This is a genomic window from Caulobacter sp. GW821-FHT11E11 (genome assembly GCF_058808315.1).
Genome location: NZ_JBXARO010000003.1, coordinates 310,287 through 324,106, shown reverse-complemented (window position 1 = coordinate 324,106; position 13,820 = coordinate 310,287). Strand labels below are relative to the sequence as shown.

Here is a 13,820-nt window from a genome sequence, read left to right as displayed (position 1 = left end):
CCTTAAGCCCCCAATCACGCCCCGGGGCCGAACCGCGCCACCAGGTCGTACGCTTCGCCCGGGAACACCTGACGGACGCGGGTGACGTGCTGGCCTTCGCGCCACGTGCGGCGGTCGACGACCAGGCAGGCCGCGCCCTCGTCCAGGGCCAGCAGGCGGGCGTCCTCGGCGTCGGCGTTGATGGCGCCGATACGGCTCTCGGCCTCGGTCCAGGTCACGTGTTCCAGCAGCCAGGCCCCGGGCGGGTGCTCGGCGAAGTCGGCGGTTTCGATCTCCGGCGCGGCCTTCAGCGACACCAAGCGCCGTTCCAGGGCGAACGGCCGGCCGCCGGCGTCGTGGACGCCGTCCAGTTCCAGCAGCTTGCCGCCGGCCGCTAGCTCGACCTCTTCGGGGCCGTCGGCATCGCGCACCACGCGCGACAGCAGACGGAAGGCGTAGGCCTCGCCGCGCGCGACGATCTCGGACTGGATGTCGGGAATGTTCAGCACCGGCGCATGGACCTTGGGCCGGGCTACGAACGAGCCGGCCCGCTTGCGGCGCACGATCAGGCCGGCCTCGACCAGGGCGGTCATGGCCTTGTTCACCGTCATGCGAGCGCAACCGTACTCGGCCATCAACTCGGCCTCGGTCGGCGCCCGGTGGCCGGGCTCCCAGTCACCGGAGCGGATGCGGGCCTCGATGTCGGCGCGGATGCGCTGATGCAGCGGTCCGGTCACGCCAGCAGGGCCTTCAGGGTCTGCACGTAGCGTTCCTGGATCGCCTCGCGCGCGTGGTGGCGACCGCCGCTGACCAGCTGCTTGCCGTGCCGCCAGACGGTATCGATGCCGCCGCCGGCGAAGACCAGGCTGTCGATCAGGGTGTCGCCCGAGCGGCCGACCAGGTTCGGATGATTGGCGTCCAGGGTGATGAAGTCGGCCGGCGCGCCGCGACGCAGGCCGCCGCGCCCGACTCCGAGCGCCTGGGCCCCACCGATCGTCGCCCCGCGCCACAGATCGCCGCCGGTCGAGCGCTTGGCGCCGCCCGCCAGCACGTTGCGGGCCCGGCGGGTCAGGCGCTGGGCGTATTCCATGGTCCGCAGTTCCTGGGCCGCATCGATCACGATGTTGGAGTCGGTGCCGATTCCAAAGCTTCCGCCAGCCGACAGATAGTCCGGGGTCGGGAAGACGCCGTCGCCCAGATTGGCCTCGGTCACCGGACACAGGCCGGCGGTCGCGCCGCTCTTGGCCAGGCGCTCGGTCTCGGTGGCGTTGATGTGGGTGGCGTGGATCAGGCACCACTGCTTGCCGACCTCGGTGTGGTTCATCAGCCAGCGAACGGGACGCTGGCCGGTGGCGGCCAGGCAGTCGTCGACCTCTTTCGTCTGCTCGGCCACGTGCATGTGGATCGGGCCGCCGGCGGCCAGTGGCAGGATGGCGGTCAGCTCCTCGCCGGTCACCGCGCGCAGGCTGTGCGGGGCGATCCCGACCACTGCGTCGGGTAGCGGCGCCACGATCTCGCGGCAAGCCTCGACCAGCCGGGCGAAGCCGTTCACGTCGTGGACGAAGCGCTTCTGGCCGACGGTGGGCGGCAGGCCGCCGAAGTTGCTGTGCGCGTAGAACACCGGCAGCAGGGTCAGGCCGATCCCAGTCTCTTCCGCCGCCGCCGCCATCCGCGCCGCCATCTCGGCAGGGTTGTCGTAGAAGCCGCCGTCGGGCGCGTGGTGCAGGTAGTGGAACTCGCCCACCCGCGTGAAGCCGCCCTCCAGCATCTCGACCTGGCCCATGGCGGCGATGGCCTGGGCCATGTCGGGGTCCAGCCGCTCCAGGAAGCGGTACATGACCTCGCGCCAGGTCCAGAAGTTGTCGCCGGTCTCGCCGCGCGTCTCGGCCAGGCCCGCCATGGCGCGCTGGAAGGCGTGGCTGTGGACATTGGCTAGGCCTGGCAGGGCGGGGCCCAGGCGTACCGCGTCGCCCGCCGACGTATCGGTGTCGATCCGCCCGATGCGGCCGTCGGTGATCGTGAACTTCACGCCGCGCGCCCAGCCGTCCGCCAGCAGGGCGCTCTCGCACCAGACCACCGTGGAAGCTTCAGGATTCTGCGCGTCGGTCACTGGACAAGCCTCATCGTTCGCAAATATGTCTATACATATTAGAACCGACCGCAAGTGAGGGGACACGACCAGGATGCGTTGCGACACCCTGTGGATAACTTGCCGTCTCGCCACCCTCGACCCGACGCGGCCGGGCCTTGGAATCGTCGAGGATGGCGTGATCGCCGCCCGCGACGGGCGCATCGTCTACGCCGGTTCGGCCGATGACGCGCCTGCCTTCGAGGCCGACCAGACGATCGACGTCGAGGGCCGCTGGATCACCCCCGGCCTGGTCGACCCCCACACCCACCTGGTCTTCGCCGGCGACCGCGCGCACGAGTTCGAACTGCGCCTGGCCGGCGCCTCGTATGAGGAGATCGCGAGGGCCGGTGGTGGCATCGTCTCGACCATGCGGGCCACCCGCGCGGCCTCGGAGGCCGAGCTGGTCCAAGCCGCCCTGCCCCGCCTGGACGCCCTGATCGCCGAGGGCGTCACCACGGTCGAGATCAAGTCCGGTTACGGCCTCTCCCTCGACGACGAGATCAAGAGCCTGCGCGCTGCTCGGACCCTGGGCGAGATCCGCCGCGTCGGGGTCAGCACGACCTTCCTCGGCGCCCACGCCCTGCCGCCGGAATATCGCGACGACAAGGACGGCTATGTCGCCCTGGTCTGCGAGAAGATGATCCCGGCCATCGCCGCCCGCGGCCTGGCCGACGCGGTCGACGGCTTCTGCGAAGGCATCGGTTTCTCGCCCGACCAGATCCGCCGCGTGTTCGATGCCGCCAAGGCCCATGGCTTGCCCGTCAAGCTGCACGCCGAGCAGCTGTCGAACCTGAACGGCGCCGCGCTGGCCGCCGAATATGGCGCGCTGTCGGCCGATCACCTGGAGCATCTCGACGAGGCCGGGATCGCCGCCATGGCCGCCTCGGGCACGGTCGCGACCCTGCTCCCCGGCGCCTACTACTTCACCCGCGAGCACAAGGCGCCGCCGATCGCGGCCTTGCGCGAAGCGGGCGTGCCGATGGCCCTGGCTACCGACTGCAACCCCGGCACCTCGCCCATGACCTCGCCGCTGCTGGTCATGAACATGGCCGCCACGCTCTTCCGGATGACCGTCGACGAGTGCCTGGCCGGCGTCACGCGCGAGGCCGCGCGGGCGCTGGGCATCTTGCACGACCGCGGGACGCTGGAGGCCGGCAAGGCCTGCGATCTCGCCATCTGGGACGTCGAGCGTCCCGCCGAACTTGTCTATCGCATGGGCCTTAACCCGCTCCATGCGCGCGTGTGGAGAGGCCAGTGACCAAGCTTGTTCTGAACCCCGGCGACGTGCCGCTGGCCGACTGGAAGGCGATCTATCGCGGCGCGACGGCGACCCTGGCCGAGACCGCCTGGCCGGTGATCGCGGAAAGCGCCGCCGCCGTCGAACGCATCCTGGCCAAGGGCGAGCCGGTCTACGGCATCAACACGGGCTTCGGGAAACTGGCCAGCGTCCGCATCGGCGACGAAGACCTTGAGACCCTTCAGCGCAACATCGTCCTCTCCCACGCCGCTGGCGTCGGCGAGCCCTCGCCCGTCCCGGTCATCCGCCTGATGATGGCCCTGAAGCTGGCCAGCCTGGCGCAGGGCGCCTCGGGCGTGCGGGTCGAGACCGTGCGCATGCTGGAGGAGATGCTGCGCCAGGACCTGACCCCGGTGATCCCGGCCCAGGGCTCGGTCGGCGCTTCGGGCGACCTGGCGCCGCTCGCCCACATGGCCGCGACCATGATCGGGGTCGGCGAGATCTTCGTAGACGGCGAGCGCAAACCCGCCGCCAAGGCGCTGAAAAAGGCCGGCCTCGAGCCCCTGACGCTGGGCCCGAAGGAAGGCCTCGCCCTGCTCAACGGCACCCAGTTCTCGACCGCCAACGCCCTGGCCGGCCTGTTCGACGCCGAGCGGCTGTTCCAGTCGGCCCTGGTCACCGGCGCGCTGTCCACCGAGGCCGCCAAGGGTTCGGACACCCCGTTCGACCCGCGCATCCACGCCCTGCGCCGCCACGCCGGCCAGATCGAGACCGCCGCCGCCCTGCGCGGGCTGATGGCGACCTCGGAAATCCGCGCCTCGCACCTGAAGGAAGACGAGCGCGTGCAGGACCCCTATTGCCTGCGCTGCCAGCCGCAGGTGATGGGCGCGGCGCTGGACGTGCTGCGCCAGGCGGCGACCACGCTGGAGACCGAGGCCAATGGCGTCTCGGACAACCCGCTGATCTTCCCGGAGGCCGACGAAGCGCTGTCGGGCGGCAACTTCCACGCCGAGCCGGTGGCCTTCGCCGCCGACATGATCGCCCTGGCGGTCTGCGAGATCGGCTCGATCGCCGAGCGCCGCATCGCCATGCTGGTGGATCCTGCGCTGTCGGGCCTGCCAGCGTTCCTGACGCCCAAGCCCGGTTTGAACTCCGGCTTCATGATCCCTCAGGTCACGGCCGCGGCCCTGATCTCGGAGAACAAGCAGAAGGCCTATCCGGCCAGTGTCGACTCCATCCCGACCTCGGCCAACCAGGAAGACCACGTCTCGATGGCCGCGCACGGCGCGCGGCGCCTGCTGGGCATGGTCGAGAACGCCATGGCGGTGCTGGGCATCGAGCTGCTGGCCGCGGCGCAAGGCTGTGACTTCCACGCCCCGCTGCGGTCGAGCAAGGCCCTTGAGGCCGTGCGCAAGCTGACCCGCGCCGAGGTCCCGCACCTGGATGACGACCGTCACTTCCACCCGGACATGGAGGCCGCCAACGCCCTGGTCCGTTCGGGCGCGGTGATCGAGGCGGCGGGCGCCCTGCCGGGGGTCACGGCGTGAACTGGCTGCAGGTCACGCGCGGCGACGCCCCGCTGATCGTCAGCCTGCCGCACACCGGGACCGAAATCCCTGCCGACATCGAGGCCGGCCTCGTCTCCCCCTGGCTGGCCCGCAAGGACGCCGACTGGTGGGTCGACCGGCTCTACGCCTTTGCCGAGGGCATGGGGGCGACGATCGTCCAGACGGCGATCTCGCGGACGGTCATCGACGTCAATCGCGACCCGTCGGGCGCCTCGCTCTATCCGGGCCAGGCGACGACGGAGCTGTGCCCCACCACCACCTTCGACGGCGAACCGCTGTATCGTGACGGCGGGCCGGACGCGGCCGAGATCGAGCGGCGGCGGACGCTGTACTTCGAGCCCTACCACGCCGCCCTGCGCGCTGAGATCGACCGCCTGCGCGGCCTGCATCCGACCGTGGTGCTGTACGAAGCCCACTCGATCCGCTCACTGGTCCCTCGACTGTTCGACGGCGAGCTGCCGCAGTTCAATCTCGGGACCAACAGTGGCCAAAGCTGCGCCGACGCCCTGATCGCCGCCGTCGAAGCCACCTGCGACGCCTCGGGCCGCTCGCGCGTCACCAACGGCCGCTTCAAGGGCGGTTGGACCACGCGCCACTACGGCCAGCCTCTCACCGGCATCCACGCCATCCAGATGGAGCTGGCCTGCCGCGGCTACATGGACGACCCCGCCGAGCCGCCGACGCCCGACACCTGGCCCACGCCCTTCCACGCCGACCGCGCCGAGCCGCTGCGCCTGGTGCTCGAAGACGTCCTCAACGCCTGCCTCACCTTTGCTCGGAGCAAAGCATGACCCGCCGCGACAATACCCGCGTCATCCGCCCCGCCACCGGCACCGAGCTTTCCGCCAAGTCGTGGCTGACTGAAGCCCCGCTGCGGATGCTGATGAACAACCTGCACCCCGACGTCGCCGAGCGTCCGGAGGAGCTGGTCGTCTACGGCGGCATCGGCCGCGCGGCGCGCGACTGGGAGAGCTTCGACAAGATCGTCGAGACCCTGCGCCGGTTGGAGGACGACGAGACCCTGCTGGTGCAGTCGGGCAAGCCGGTCGGCGTCTTCCGCACCCACGCCGACGCGCCCCGTGTGCTGATCGCCAACTCCAACCTGGTCCCCCGCTGGGCCAACTGGGAGCACTTCAACGAGTTGGATAAGAAGGGCCTGGCCATGTACGGCCAGATGACCGCCGGCTCGTGGATCTATATCGGCGCCCAGGGCATCGTGCAGGGCACCTACGAGACCTTCGTCGAGATGGGCCGCCAGCACTATGCCGGCGACCTGTCGGGCAAGTGGCTGCTGACCGCAGGCCTGGGTGGCATGGGCGGGGCCCAGCCGCTGGCGGCGGTGATGGCCGGGGCCTCGTGCCTGGCCATCGAATGCCAGCCCTCGCGGATCGAGATGCGGCTGCGCACCAGCTATCTCGACAAGTCCACCGACAGCGTCGACGAGGCCCTGGCCTGGATTGAAGAGGCCAACGCGACCAAGACCCCGATCTCGGTCGGCCTGCTGGGCAACGCCGCTGAACTGCTGCCGGCGCTCTACAAGCGCGGCGTCCGCCCGGACCTGCTGACCGACCAGACCAGCGCCCACGACCCGATCAATGGCTACCTGCCGGCCGGCTGGACGCTGGACCAGTGGGCCGACGCCAAGGAGCGTGACCCTGCCTCGGTCGACAAGGCCGCCCGCGCCTCAATGGCCGTCCATGTCCAGGCCATGCTGGACTTCCAGGCCGCCGGCGTGCCGACCGTCGATTACGGCAACAACATCCGCCAGATGGCGCTGGAGGAAGGCGTGGCCAACGCCTTCGACTTCCCCGGCTTCGTCCCGGCCTATATCCGCCCGCTGTTCTGCCGGGGGATCGGGCCGTTCCGCTGGGCGGCGCTGTCGGGCGATCCCGAGGACATCGCCAAAACCGACGCCAAGGTGAAGGAGTTGATCCTGGACAATCCACACCTGCACAACTGGCTCGACATGGCCGGCCAGAAGATCAAGTTCCAGGGCCTGCCGGCGCGCATCTGCTGGGTGGGTCTCGGCGACCGCCACCGCCTGGGCCTGGCCTTCAATGAGATGGTCGCCAGCGGCGAGCTGAAGGCTCCGATCGTCATCGGCCGCGACCACCTCGACTCAGGCTCGGTCGCCTCGCCCAACCGTGAGACGGAAGCCATGCAGGACGGCTCGGACGCGGTGTCGGACTGGCCGCTGCTGAACGCCCTGCTCAACACCGCCTCAGGCGCCACCTGGGTGTCACTGCACCACGGCGGCGGGGTCGGCATGGGCTTCTCGCAGCATGCGGGGATGGTGATCGTCTGCGACGGCACCGAGGCCGCCGCCAAGCGCATAGCGCGGGTGCTGTGGAACGACCCGGCGTCGGGCGTCATGCGCCACGCCGACGCCGGCTACGATATCGCCCTAGACTGCGCGCGGGAGAAGGGCCTGGACCTGCCAGGGATCCTCTAGCGCGCCAACAGCCCCGCCGCCTCGGCGGGGCTCTTCTTGCCCGTGTCGCGGTCGACCGCGTAGTTGGCCGCCTGCATCGCCTTGACGTCGATGCTGCCGGAGAGCGGCGTCAGGGCGTCCAGCAGACGCCGGTCCCCGGCCCGCTTCGGCGAGACCAGGATCACCGCGTCGTAGGGCGGCAGCGCGCCTTTGGGATCGCCCAGCAGCACCAGGTCATCGGCCGCAATCCGGCCGTCGCTTGAGAAGGCCGAGATCACGTCGGCCTCACGGCTCTCCAGCGCCCGATACATGAAGGTCGGCTGGAACTGGCGCTTGGACTTGAACTCCAGGCCGTAGGCCTTGACCACCGCCGCCCATTCCGGCCGCGAGAAGAACTCCAGGTCGCCGCCCATGGTCAGCTGCGGGGCCTTGGTCGCCAGATCGGCCAAGGTCTTCACGCCCAGCGCCTCGGCGCGGTCGCGGCGCATGGCCAGGGCGTAGGCGTTCTCGAAGCCCAGCGAACCGAGCACCACTACGCCGTCGCGGGCTTTCAGGTCGGTGCGCAGACCGTCCAGCACCGCCTGACGGCCGGGGTTGTCCGTGCGGTTCAGGACGTTGGCCCACAGGGTGCCGGAATAGTCGACATAGGCGTCGATCTCACCGCTCGCGAGGGCGCGGTAGGCGACGGCCGAGCCGAGGTTCACGCGGCGCTGGACGGTCGCGCCCTGCCCCTCCAGCTTGCCGGCCATCAGCTCGGCCAGGATGTACTGCTCGGAGAAGTTCTTGGCCCCGATGACGTAGGCCGATCGGCCTTGCGACAGCGCCGCGCCGGCCAGGGGCGCCAGCGCCGCCAGCAGGCCGATCGCGAGACCTATGCCGCCGGCCCACAGCCGCTTGCCGTTCCGTCGCGCCACGCCGCCCTCGATCAGGCCCAGCAGGCCGTCCACGACCAACGCCAGCCCCGCCGAGGCCGCGCAGCCGACCAGCACCGCGACCCAGTCCTCGGTCTGCAGGCCGGAGAAGATGTAGTCGCCCAGCGAGGTCTGACCGACGGGTGTGGACAGCGTCGCCGCCCCGATCGTCCAGACGGCGGCGGTGCGCACGCCGGCCATGATCACCGGCGCGGCCAGGGGCAGCTCGACGCGCCACAGCCGCTGGCGGTCGGTCATGCCCACGCCTCGCGCGGCCTCGACCACGGCGGGGTCGATACCAGAAACGCCCGCCGCCGCGTTCCGCAGGATCGGCAGCATCGAATATAGGGTCAGGGCCAGCAGCGACGGTAGGAAACCCAGCGCCGGGAAGCCGTGCCCCAGCACCTTCACCGCGAGCCCGGAGAGCAGCAGCAGCACGGGGTAGAACAGCGCAAGCAAGGCCAGGCTCGGAATGGTCTGGACGAGGCCGGCCGCGCCCAGGGCGATCCACTTCAGGCGCGGATTGCGGGCGGCCGCGACGCCCAGCGGCAGGGCGATGGCCAGGCCCAGGGCCAGCGCGGACGCCGACAGGGTCACGTGCCAGCCCAGGCGCTCGGGCAGGACCGCCAGGGCGGCGGAAAGACGATCAGCCACGGGCCAGCTCCGCCAGACGTTCGGCCTGCTTCCTGGGCGCGGCGATCAGGTCGGCGACCACCGGGTCGGGATGCCCCGCCAGCAGCTCCCTCGGCGGGGCGTGGGCCAGCGCCCAGCCGTCGGCCATCACCACCACCTCGTCGGCCAGCAGCAGGGCCTCGCCGACGTCGTGGGTGACCATCACCGTAGTCAGCCCCAGCCGATCGTGCAGCCGGCGAACGTCGTCGGCCAGGGCGACGCGCGTCACAGGGTCCAGCGCCCCGAACGGTTCGTCCATCAGCAGGATCGAAGGCCTCGCCGCCAACGCTCGCGCAACACCCACCCGCTGACGCTGGCCGCCCGACAGCTGCGACGGCGACCGACCAGCGACCGCGCGCGGCAGGGCGACGAGGTCGAGCAGTTCATCCACCCGCGCGGCGATCTTCTCCGCCGGCCAGCCCAGCAAGTCCGGCGTCACGCCGATGTTCTGGGCCACGGTCATGTGCGGGAAGAGGCCGATCTCCTGGAAGACGTAGCCGATGCCCCTCCGCAGTTCCGGCCCCGGCTTGGCGGCGATATCCGCGCCATCCAGCAGCACCCGGCCGCTGGTCGGCGTCGACAGCCCGTTCATCAGCTTCAGCAGCGTGGTCTTGCCCGCGCCCGAGCCGCCGACCAGGGCGATGAAGCGGCCCTTGGCGATCTCGAGCGACGTCTCGTGCAGCACCGTCTGGCCGCCGTACGTCTTGCTGACTTGGTCGAGGACGATGGCGCTCATGGGGGGAATCAACCTTTCGCCGCCTCCGAGCGTTGACTCGAATGAAGGGTGCGACAAGGCGGCGCGCGACAGGTCGTCAGGTTCGCACAGGCCGAGTCAATCTCGACCATGAGGGACAGGTTCAAGGAGCGTCTTCATGACCGTCGCCACGCAAGCCCGTACGTTCGATCCGCGCCCCAAAAGCGCTCGGGATGGGCGTCGCGCGCCCCGCCAATGGCCCCTGGGCTTCGCGGTGCTGCTGGCCTCGGTGTTGAACGCGATCGTCTGGGGCGGCCTGTTCGCGGTCGCCAAGACCTTTCTGCATTTGTAGGCGCCCGCGTACCCGGCGCTCCAGTTTGTAAGCGTAGCGTTTCCTTTCTTTCTCCCCTGAAGCGAACTGGGCCGCGTCCTCCCCCGAGGCGCGGCCCATTTTTTATCTCGCGACGATGTTGGAAAAGAGAGAAGCCGATCCCTTAGATCGGCATCCGCATGATCTCTTGATAGGCCGAGATCACCTGGTCGCGGACGGCCATCACGGTTTCCAGGCTGGCTTCCGCCGAGCTGATGGCGGTGACGACGTCGACCAGTTCGGCCTTGCCGGCCACCTGGTCGGCGATCTTGTGTTCGGCGACCTTAGAGGCCTTGGTCGCACCGTCCATGGCCGACTTCAGCATGTCGCCGAAGTCCATGCCCTTGGCCTTGTCGGTCCCGCCCAGCGAGCCTATCGAGCCGACGCCCATGGCGCCTTGCGTAGCGTAGGCCTTGGCGGCGGCGAGCGCGGTGATCATGGCCTAGCCCCTACTTCTTCAGGATGTCGAGGGTGCGCGATTCCATGGAACGCGCGGTCTCGATGACGTTGAGGTTGGCTTCGTAGGCGCGCTGCGCCTCCTTCATGTCCAGCGCCTCGACCAGCGTGTTGACGTTGGGCGTCTTGACGTAGCCCTTGGCGTCGGCGGCCGGGTTGCCGGGGTCGTACTCGGACTTGAAGTCGCTCTTGTCGGGATCGACGCGCAGCATCTGCACGCCCTCGGCGCCCTGCACCTGGGTCGGCTTGAACACCGGGATCTGGCGACGATAGGGATCGCCGCCGGCGGTGCGCGCCGTCGAGTTGGCGTTGGCGATGTTTTCCGCAATGACCCGCATGCGGCCCTGCTGGGCGCGGAGGGCCGACGAGGCCACGGCCATGGTGGCCAGCGAGTTGGATTTGATCTCGGGCATCGCTTAGTCCCCTAGCCGTTCGGCTTGCGCGCCGCTTGGCGCAGCATGTTCATGGACTTCTGGTAGAAGCTGATCGCCGCGTCGTAGTTCATGCGCGCGTCGGTCATCTTGAGCATCTGGTCCTCGAGCGAGACCGCGTTGCCGTCGAGGGTCGTTTCCGAGTCCGGCTTCTCGGCTTCGCGCCAGCCGCTGGTCGGCTTGGTCGGTGCCATGTGGGTGGCCGAGGTGGCCATCATCGACACGCCGCTGGTCGGGGCGCTGGGCCCGCCGCGATAGGCCGAGCCCGAGGTCTGGTTCATCAGCGAGGCCTGGAAGCTGAAGGCCTTCAGGTCGTTGGGGCGGTATCCCGGCGTGTCGGCATTGGCCACGTTCTGGGCGATAAGCTTCTGGCGCTCGGTCAGATAACCGAGGCGGCTCTTGAGCATGCCGAAAAGGGGAATGTCGTCCGGACCCATGGCGATCATGGTGAAGAAACAGGGTTAATTCGGCATTAAGAACCCTCAGGCACACCAGGGTCGCAGGCACGTTTTGCCTGCGCCAAGTTGTCTCGCTTTTAGGCGATCATGGACATCATCGAATTCATTCGCGCCCTGGCGGCGCTGGCGGTCACCCTGGGCCTGATCGGCCTGGCCGCCTGGGGCTTGCGCAAGTACGGCCCCGACGCCATCGGCCGCGCGATCGCCGCCCGCCAGGACCGCCGGCTCAAGGTGGTCGAGACCCTGGCCCTGGATCCCACCCGCCGCCTGGTCATCGTCAGCCTGGACGGTGAAGAGCGCCTGGTCATGCTGGGCGACGGCAAGCTGCTGGACTGGGTCCCGCCGCCCAAATCGCCTGAAACCGTCCCCGCTTCGGAGCCCGTGGCCTGATGATCCGCGACCTGATCAAGTCGGTGACGGGCGCCAAGGCGGAGGATCTGCGCCGCGCCGCGATCATCTCGGTGCTGGCCGCCATCGCCTGCGCGGTCATGCCCGCCGCGGCGCTGGCCCAGTCGGCGGTGAACATCAACCTGGGCACCGGCGCGGGCCTGACCGACCGGGTCGTCCAGCTGGTCGGCCTGATGACGGTGCTGTCGCTGGCCCCGTCCATCGTGATCATGACCACCTCGTTCGTGCGGATCGTGGTGGTGCTGGGCCTGCTGCGCACCGCCATCGGCATCCAGCAGAGCCCGCCCAACCCGGTGATCATCAGCCTGGCGCTGTTCCTGACCGCCATCGTCATGGGACCCACCTTCGAGCGCTCGTACGACGCGGGCATCAAGCCGCTGCTGGACCACCAGATGGAGCTGCCTGAGGCGGTCGAGGCCGCCGGCGGTCCGGTGAAGCAGTTCATGCTGCGCCAGGTCGATCGCGAGGACCTGGCCCTGTTCGTGCGCCTGTCCAAGACGCCCCAGACGAAGAACGCCCAGGAGCTGCCGCTGCAGGTGGTGACGCCGGCCTTCATGATCTCGGAGCTGAAGCGCGCGTTCGAGATCGGCTTCCTGCTGTTCATCCCATTCCTGGTCATCGACCTGGTCGTGGCCAGCGTGCTGATGAGCATGGGCATGATGATGCTGCCGCCCGCGTCGATCAGCCTGCCGTTCAAATTGATCTTCTTCGTGCTAGTGGACGGCTGGCGACTCGTCGCGGGCAGCCTCGTGGAGAGCTTCCAGCGCGGCGGCGGCGGTTAGGCCCGATTTCTAGAAGACCCAGACCATGACTGTTTTTGTTCTCGGCTCGATCAACCTGGACGCTGTAGCCCGGGTGGACGACCTGCCCCGCCCGGGTGAGACCGTGGCCGGCACCTCGCTGGAGCTGTTCCTGGGCGGCAAGGGCGCCAACCAGGCGGTCGCGGCCGCCCGCATGGGCGCGGCCACCCGCCTGATGGGCGCGGTCGGCGGCGACGACAGCGGCAAGAGCCTGAAGGCCAGCCTCGCCGGCTATGGCGTGCAGGTCGCCGACGTCATGGAGCTCTCGGGCGTGCCGACGGGCCAGGCCCACGTCTGGGTGGCCAACAACGCCGAGAACATGATCGTGGTCACCGCCGGGGCCAACGCCCTGGTCACGCCCCAGCAGGTCGGCGCGACGCCGCTGGAGGGCCAGCGCGTGCTGCTGTGCCAGCTGGAGACCCCGGCCATCGCCATCGAGACCCTGTTCCGCACCGGCGCGGCTAAGGGCGCCCTGCGCGTGCTGAACGCCGCCCCCGCCCTGCCCCAGGGCGCGGCCCTGTTCCCGCTGACCGACATCCTGATCCTAAACCAGACCGAGCTGGCGACCTACGCCAAGCTGGACCGCGAGCCGATCCGTCTGGAGGACGTCTCGATCTCGGCCCGCAAGCTGATGAGCCGCCCGGACCAGACGATCATCGTCACCCTGGGCTCGGCCGGCGTCGCCGCCGTGCGTCGCGACGAGGCCTTCCTGGTCGAGGGCAAGAAGGTCAAGGCGATCGACACGGTCGGCGCGGGCGACTGCTTCTGCGGCAGTCTGGCCGCGGCCCTGGCGTCGGGCATGGACCTGCGCGACGCGGTCGAACTGGCTAACGGCGCCGCCGCTCTGTCGGTACAGAAGGCCGGCGCCGCGCCGTCGATGCCCCTGCGCCGTGAGGTCGAGGCTTTTCTAGAGGGTTGAGCCGCTAGCGCGGCGCGGGCGGGGCCGACCAGCTTTCGGCGTCGTCGACATAGGCCACGCGAGCGCGCTTGTCATAGATGCACAGCTTGGCGCGCGCCGAGCCTCGCGAGCGGTCCGAGACCAGCATGGCGACCCGGCCGACCCGGTCATTGAAGCCGACGATCGTCGAAGGCCGCGCGTTGCGAATGCCGCTCGCCGCGACGCAGGCGCGGGTGACGCGCTGATTGAACTCGGCCCAGGCCTGGTCGCTGGACGCCTGGGCGGACGCCGCGGGCAGCAACAGACCGGCGACGGACAGCGCGGCGAGGGTTCGGACGGGCAAACGCATTGAGCACTCCATGACGACGCCGGCGGA

The 13,820-nt window shown here is 69.6% G+C and carries 16 protein-coding genes; 8 read left to right on the top strand and 8 right to left on the bottom strand.

The window, feature by feature from the left end; all coding sequences use genetic code 11:
- Positions 1-14 precede the first annotated feature (14 nt).
- Positions 15-716, bottom strand: coding sequence for a histidine utilization transcriptional repressor HutC (gene hutC, locus AC1RR5_RS08850; RefSeq protein WP_492920936.1), 702 nt, complete (start codon positions 714-716; stop codon positions 15-17).
- Positions 713-2,089, bottom strand: a complete 1,377-nt coding sequence (locus AC1RR5_RS08845) for a formimidoylglutamate deiminase (RefSeq protein ID WP_492920935.1) — start codon at positions 2,087-2,089, stop codon at positions 713-715. The genes hutC and AC1RR5_RS08845 overlap by 4 nt, the downstream gene beginning before the upstream one ends.
- 73 nt (positions 2,090-2,162) lie before the next feature.
- On the opposite strand from AC1RR5_RS08845, the gene hutI reads away from it, so the two are divergent.
- The 4 genes from hutI to hutU are packed head-to-tail and all read left to right on the top strand — an operon-like array spanning position 2,163 to position 7,367.
- Positions 2,163-3,368: an imidazolonepropionase gene (gene hutI / locus AC1RR5_RS08840; protein WP_492920934.1), complete on the top strand. Its 1,206-nt coding sequence runs from the start codon at positions 2,163-2,165 to the stop codon at positions 3,366-3,368.
- Positions 3,353-4,894, top strand: a complete 1,542-nt coding sequence (hutH, locus tag AC1RR5_RS08835; RefSeq protein ID WP_492920933.1) for a histidine ammonia-lyase — start codon at positions 3,353-3,355, stop codon at positions 4,892-4,894. Before hutI ends, hutH begins: the two co-directional genes overlap by 16 nt.
- Positions 4,891-5,706, top strand: a complete 816-nt coding sequence (hutG, locus tag AC1RR5_RS08830) for an N-formylglutamate deformylase (RefSeq protein ID WP_492920931.1) — start codon at positions 4,891-4,893, stop codon at positions 5,704-5,706. Before hutH ends, hutG begins: the two co-directional genes overlap by 4 nt.
- Positions 5,703-7,367, top strand: coding sequence for a urocanate hydratase (hutU, locus tag AC1RR5_RS08825; RefSeq protein ID WP_492920930.1), 1,665 nt, complete (start codon positions 5,703-5,705; stop codon positions 7,365-7,367). Before hutG ends, hutU begins: the two co-directional genes overlap by 4 nt.
- On the opposite strand, the gene AC1RR5_RS08820 is transcribed toward hutU, so the two are convergent.
- Both AC1RR5_RS08820 and AC1RR5_RS08815 read right to left on the bottom strand, forming a co-directional pair.
- Entirely contained in the window at positions 7,364-8,911 is a 1,548-nt protein-coding gene (locus tag AC1RR5_RS08820) for a glycine betaine ABC transporter substrate-binding protein (RefSeq protein WP_492920929.1), read from the bottom strand. The genes hutU and AC1RR5_RS08820 overlap by 4 nt on opposite strands.
- Positions 8,904-9,665 carry an ATP-binding cassette domain-containing protein gene (locus tag AC1RR5_RS08815; protein WP_492920928.1) on the bottom strand — a complete coding sequence of 254 codons (762 nt, stop codon included), beginning with the start codon at positions 9,663-9,665 and terminating at the stop codon, positions 8,904-8,906. Before AC1RR5_RS08815 ends, AC1RR5_RS08820 begins: the two co-directional genes overlap by 8 nt.
- Before the next feature lie 136 nt (positions 9,666-9,801).
- Here AC1RR5_RS08815 and AC1RR5_RS08810 point away from each other — a divergent pair, with 136 nt between their 5' ends.
- Positions 9,802-9,975 carry a hypothetical protein gene (locus AC1RR5_RS08810; protein WP_492920927.1) on the top strand — a complete coding sequence of 58 codons (174 nt, stop codon included), beginning with the start codon at positions 9,802-9,804 and terminating at the stop codon, positions 9,973-9,975.
- A 142-nt stretch (positions 9,976-10,117) separates the two neighbouring features.
- Here AC1RR5_RS08810 and fliE read toward each other — a convergent pair whose 3' ends face one another.
- The 3 genes from fliE to flgB are packed head-to-tail and all read right to left on the bottom strand — an operon-like array spanning position 10,118 to position 11,317.
- Positions 10,118-10,432: a flagellar hook-basal body complex protein FliE gene (gene fliE / locus AC1RR5_RS08805; protein ID WP_492920925.1), complete on the bottom strand. Its 315-nt coding sequence runs from the start codon at positions 10,430-10,432 to the stop codon at positions 10,118-10,120.
- 10 nt (positions 10,433-10,442) lie between these two features.
- Positions 10,443-10,862 carry a flagellar basal body rod protein FlgC gene (flgC, locus tag AC1RR5_RS08800; protein ID WP_492920924.1) on the bottom strand — a complete coding sequence of 140 codons (420 nt, stop codon included), beginning with the start codon at positions 10,860-10,862 and terminating at the stop codon, positions 10,443-10,445.
- An 11-nt stretch (positions 10,863-10,873) separates the two neighbouring features.
- Positions 10,874-11,317, bottom strand: coding sequence for a flagellar basal body rod protein FlgB (gene flgB / locus AC1RR5_RS08795; RefSeq protein WP_492921332.1), 444 nt, complete (start codon positions 11,315-11,317; stop codon positions 10,874-10,876).
- 108 nt (positions 11,318-11,425) lie between these two features.
- Between flgB and AC1RR5_RS08790 the strand changes: the two genes are divergently transcribed.
- Genes AC1RR5_RS08790 through AC1RR5_RS08780 form a run of 3 tightly spaced genes read left to right on the top strand, consistent with a single transcriptional unit; the run spans position 11,426 to position 13,465 of the window.
- Entirely contained in the window at positions 11,426-11,728 is a 303-nt protein-coding gene (locus AC1RR5_RS08790; RefSeq protein WP_492920923.1) for a FliO/MopB family protein, read from the top strand.
- Positions 11,728-12,528, top strand: a complete 801-nt coding sequence (fliP, locus tag AC1RR5_RS08785) for a flagellar type III secretion system pore protein FliP (RefSeq protein ID WP_492920922.1) — start codon at positions 11,728-11,730, stop codon at positions 12,526-12,528. Before AC1RR5_RS08790 ends, fliP begins: the two co-directional genes overlap by 1 nt.
- Positions 12,529-12,553: 25 nt before the next feature.
- The gene (locus tag AC1RR5_RS08780; RefSeq protein WP_492920921.1) at positions 12,554-13,465 is read left to right on the top strand and encodes a ribokinase; all 912 of its coding nucleotides are present in this window, start codon (positions 12,554-12,556) and stop codon (positions 13,463-13,465) included.
- A 4-nt stretch (positions 13,466-13,469) separates the two neighbouring features.
- Here the strand turns inward: AC1RR5_RS08780 and AC1RR5_RS08775 are convergent, their stop codons facing one another.
- Positions 13,470-13,793, bottom strand: coding sequence for a hypothetical protein (locus tag AC1RR5_RS08775; protein ID WP_492920920.1), 324 nt, complete (start codon positions 13,791-13,793; stop codon positions 13,470-13,472).
- Between the last annotated feature and the right edge of the window lie 27 nt (positions 13,794-13,820).

Excerpts from the sequence above, each read along its gene's own strand:
- hutI (WP_492920934.1), top strand. The coding sequence starts at position 2,163 with ATGCGTTGCGACACCCTGTGGATAACTTGCCGTCTCGCCACCCTCGAC.
- hutU (WP_492920930.1), top strand. The coding sequence starts at position 5,703 with ATGACCCGCCGCGACAATACCCGCGTCATCCGCCCCGCCACCGGCACC.
- AC1RR5_RS08815 (WP_492920928.1), bottom strand. The coding sequence starts at position 9,665 with ATGAGCGCCATCGTCCTCGACCAAGTCAGCAAGACGTACGGCGGCCAG.
- AC1RR5_RS08810 (WP_492920927.1), top strand. The coding sequence starts at position 9,802 with ATGACCGTCGCCACGCAAGCCCGTACGTTCGATCCGCGCCCCAAAAGC.
- fliE (WP_492920925.1), bottom strand. The coding sequence starts at position 10,432 with ATGATCACCGCGCTCGCCGCCGCCAAGGCCTACGCTACGCAAGGCGCC.
- flgC (WP_492920924.1), bottom strand. The coding sequence starts at position 10,862 with ATGCCCGAGATCAAATCCAACTCGCTGGCCACCATGGCCGTGGCCTCG.
- flgB (WP_492921332.1), bottom strand. The coding sequence starts at position 11,317 with ATGGGTCCGGACGACATTCCCCTTTTCGGCATGCTCAAGAGCCGCCTC.
- AC1RR5_RS08790 (WP_492920923.1), top strand. The coding sequence starts at position 11,426 with ATGGACATCATCGAATTCATTCGCGCCCTGGCGGCGCTGGCGGTCACC.
- fliP (WP_492920922.1), top strand. The coding sequence starts at position 11,728 with ATGATCCGCGACCTGATCAAGTCGGTGACGGGCGCCAAGGCGGAGGAT.
- AC1RR5_RS08780 (WP_492920921.1), top strand. The coding sequence starts at position 12,554 with ATGACTGTTTTTGTTCTCGGCTCGATCAACCTGGACGCTGTAGCCCGG.
- AC1RR5_RS08775 (WP_492920920.1), bottom strand. The coding sequence starts at position 13,793 with ATGCGTTTGCCCGTCCGAACCCTCGCCGCGCTGTCCGTCGCCGGTCTG.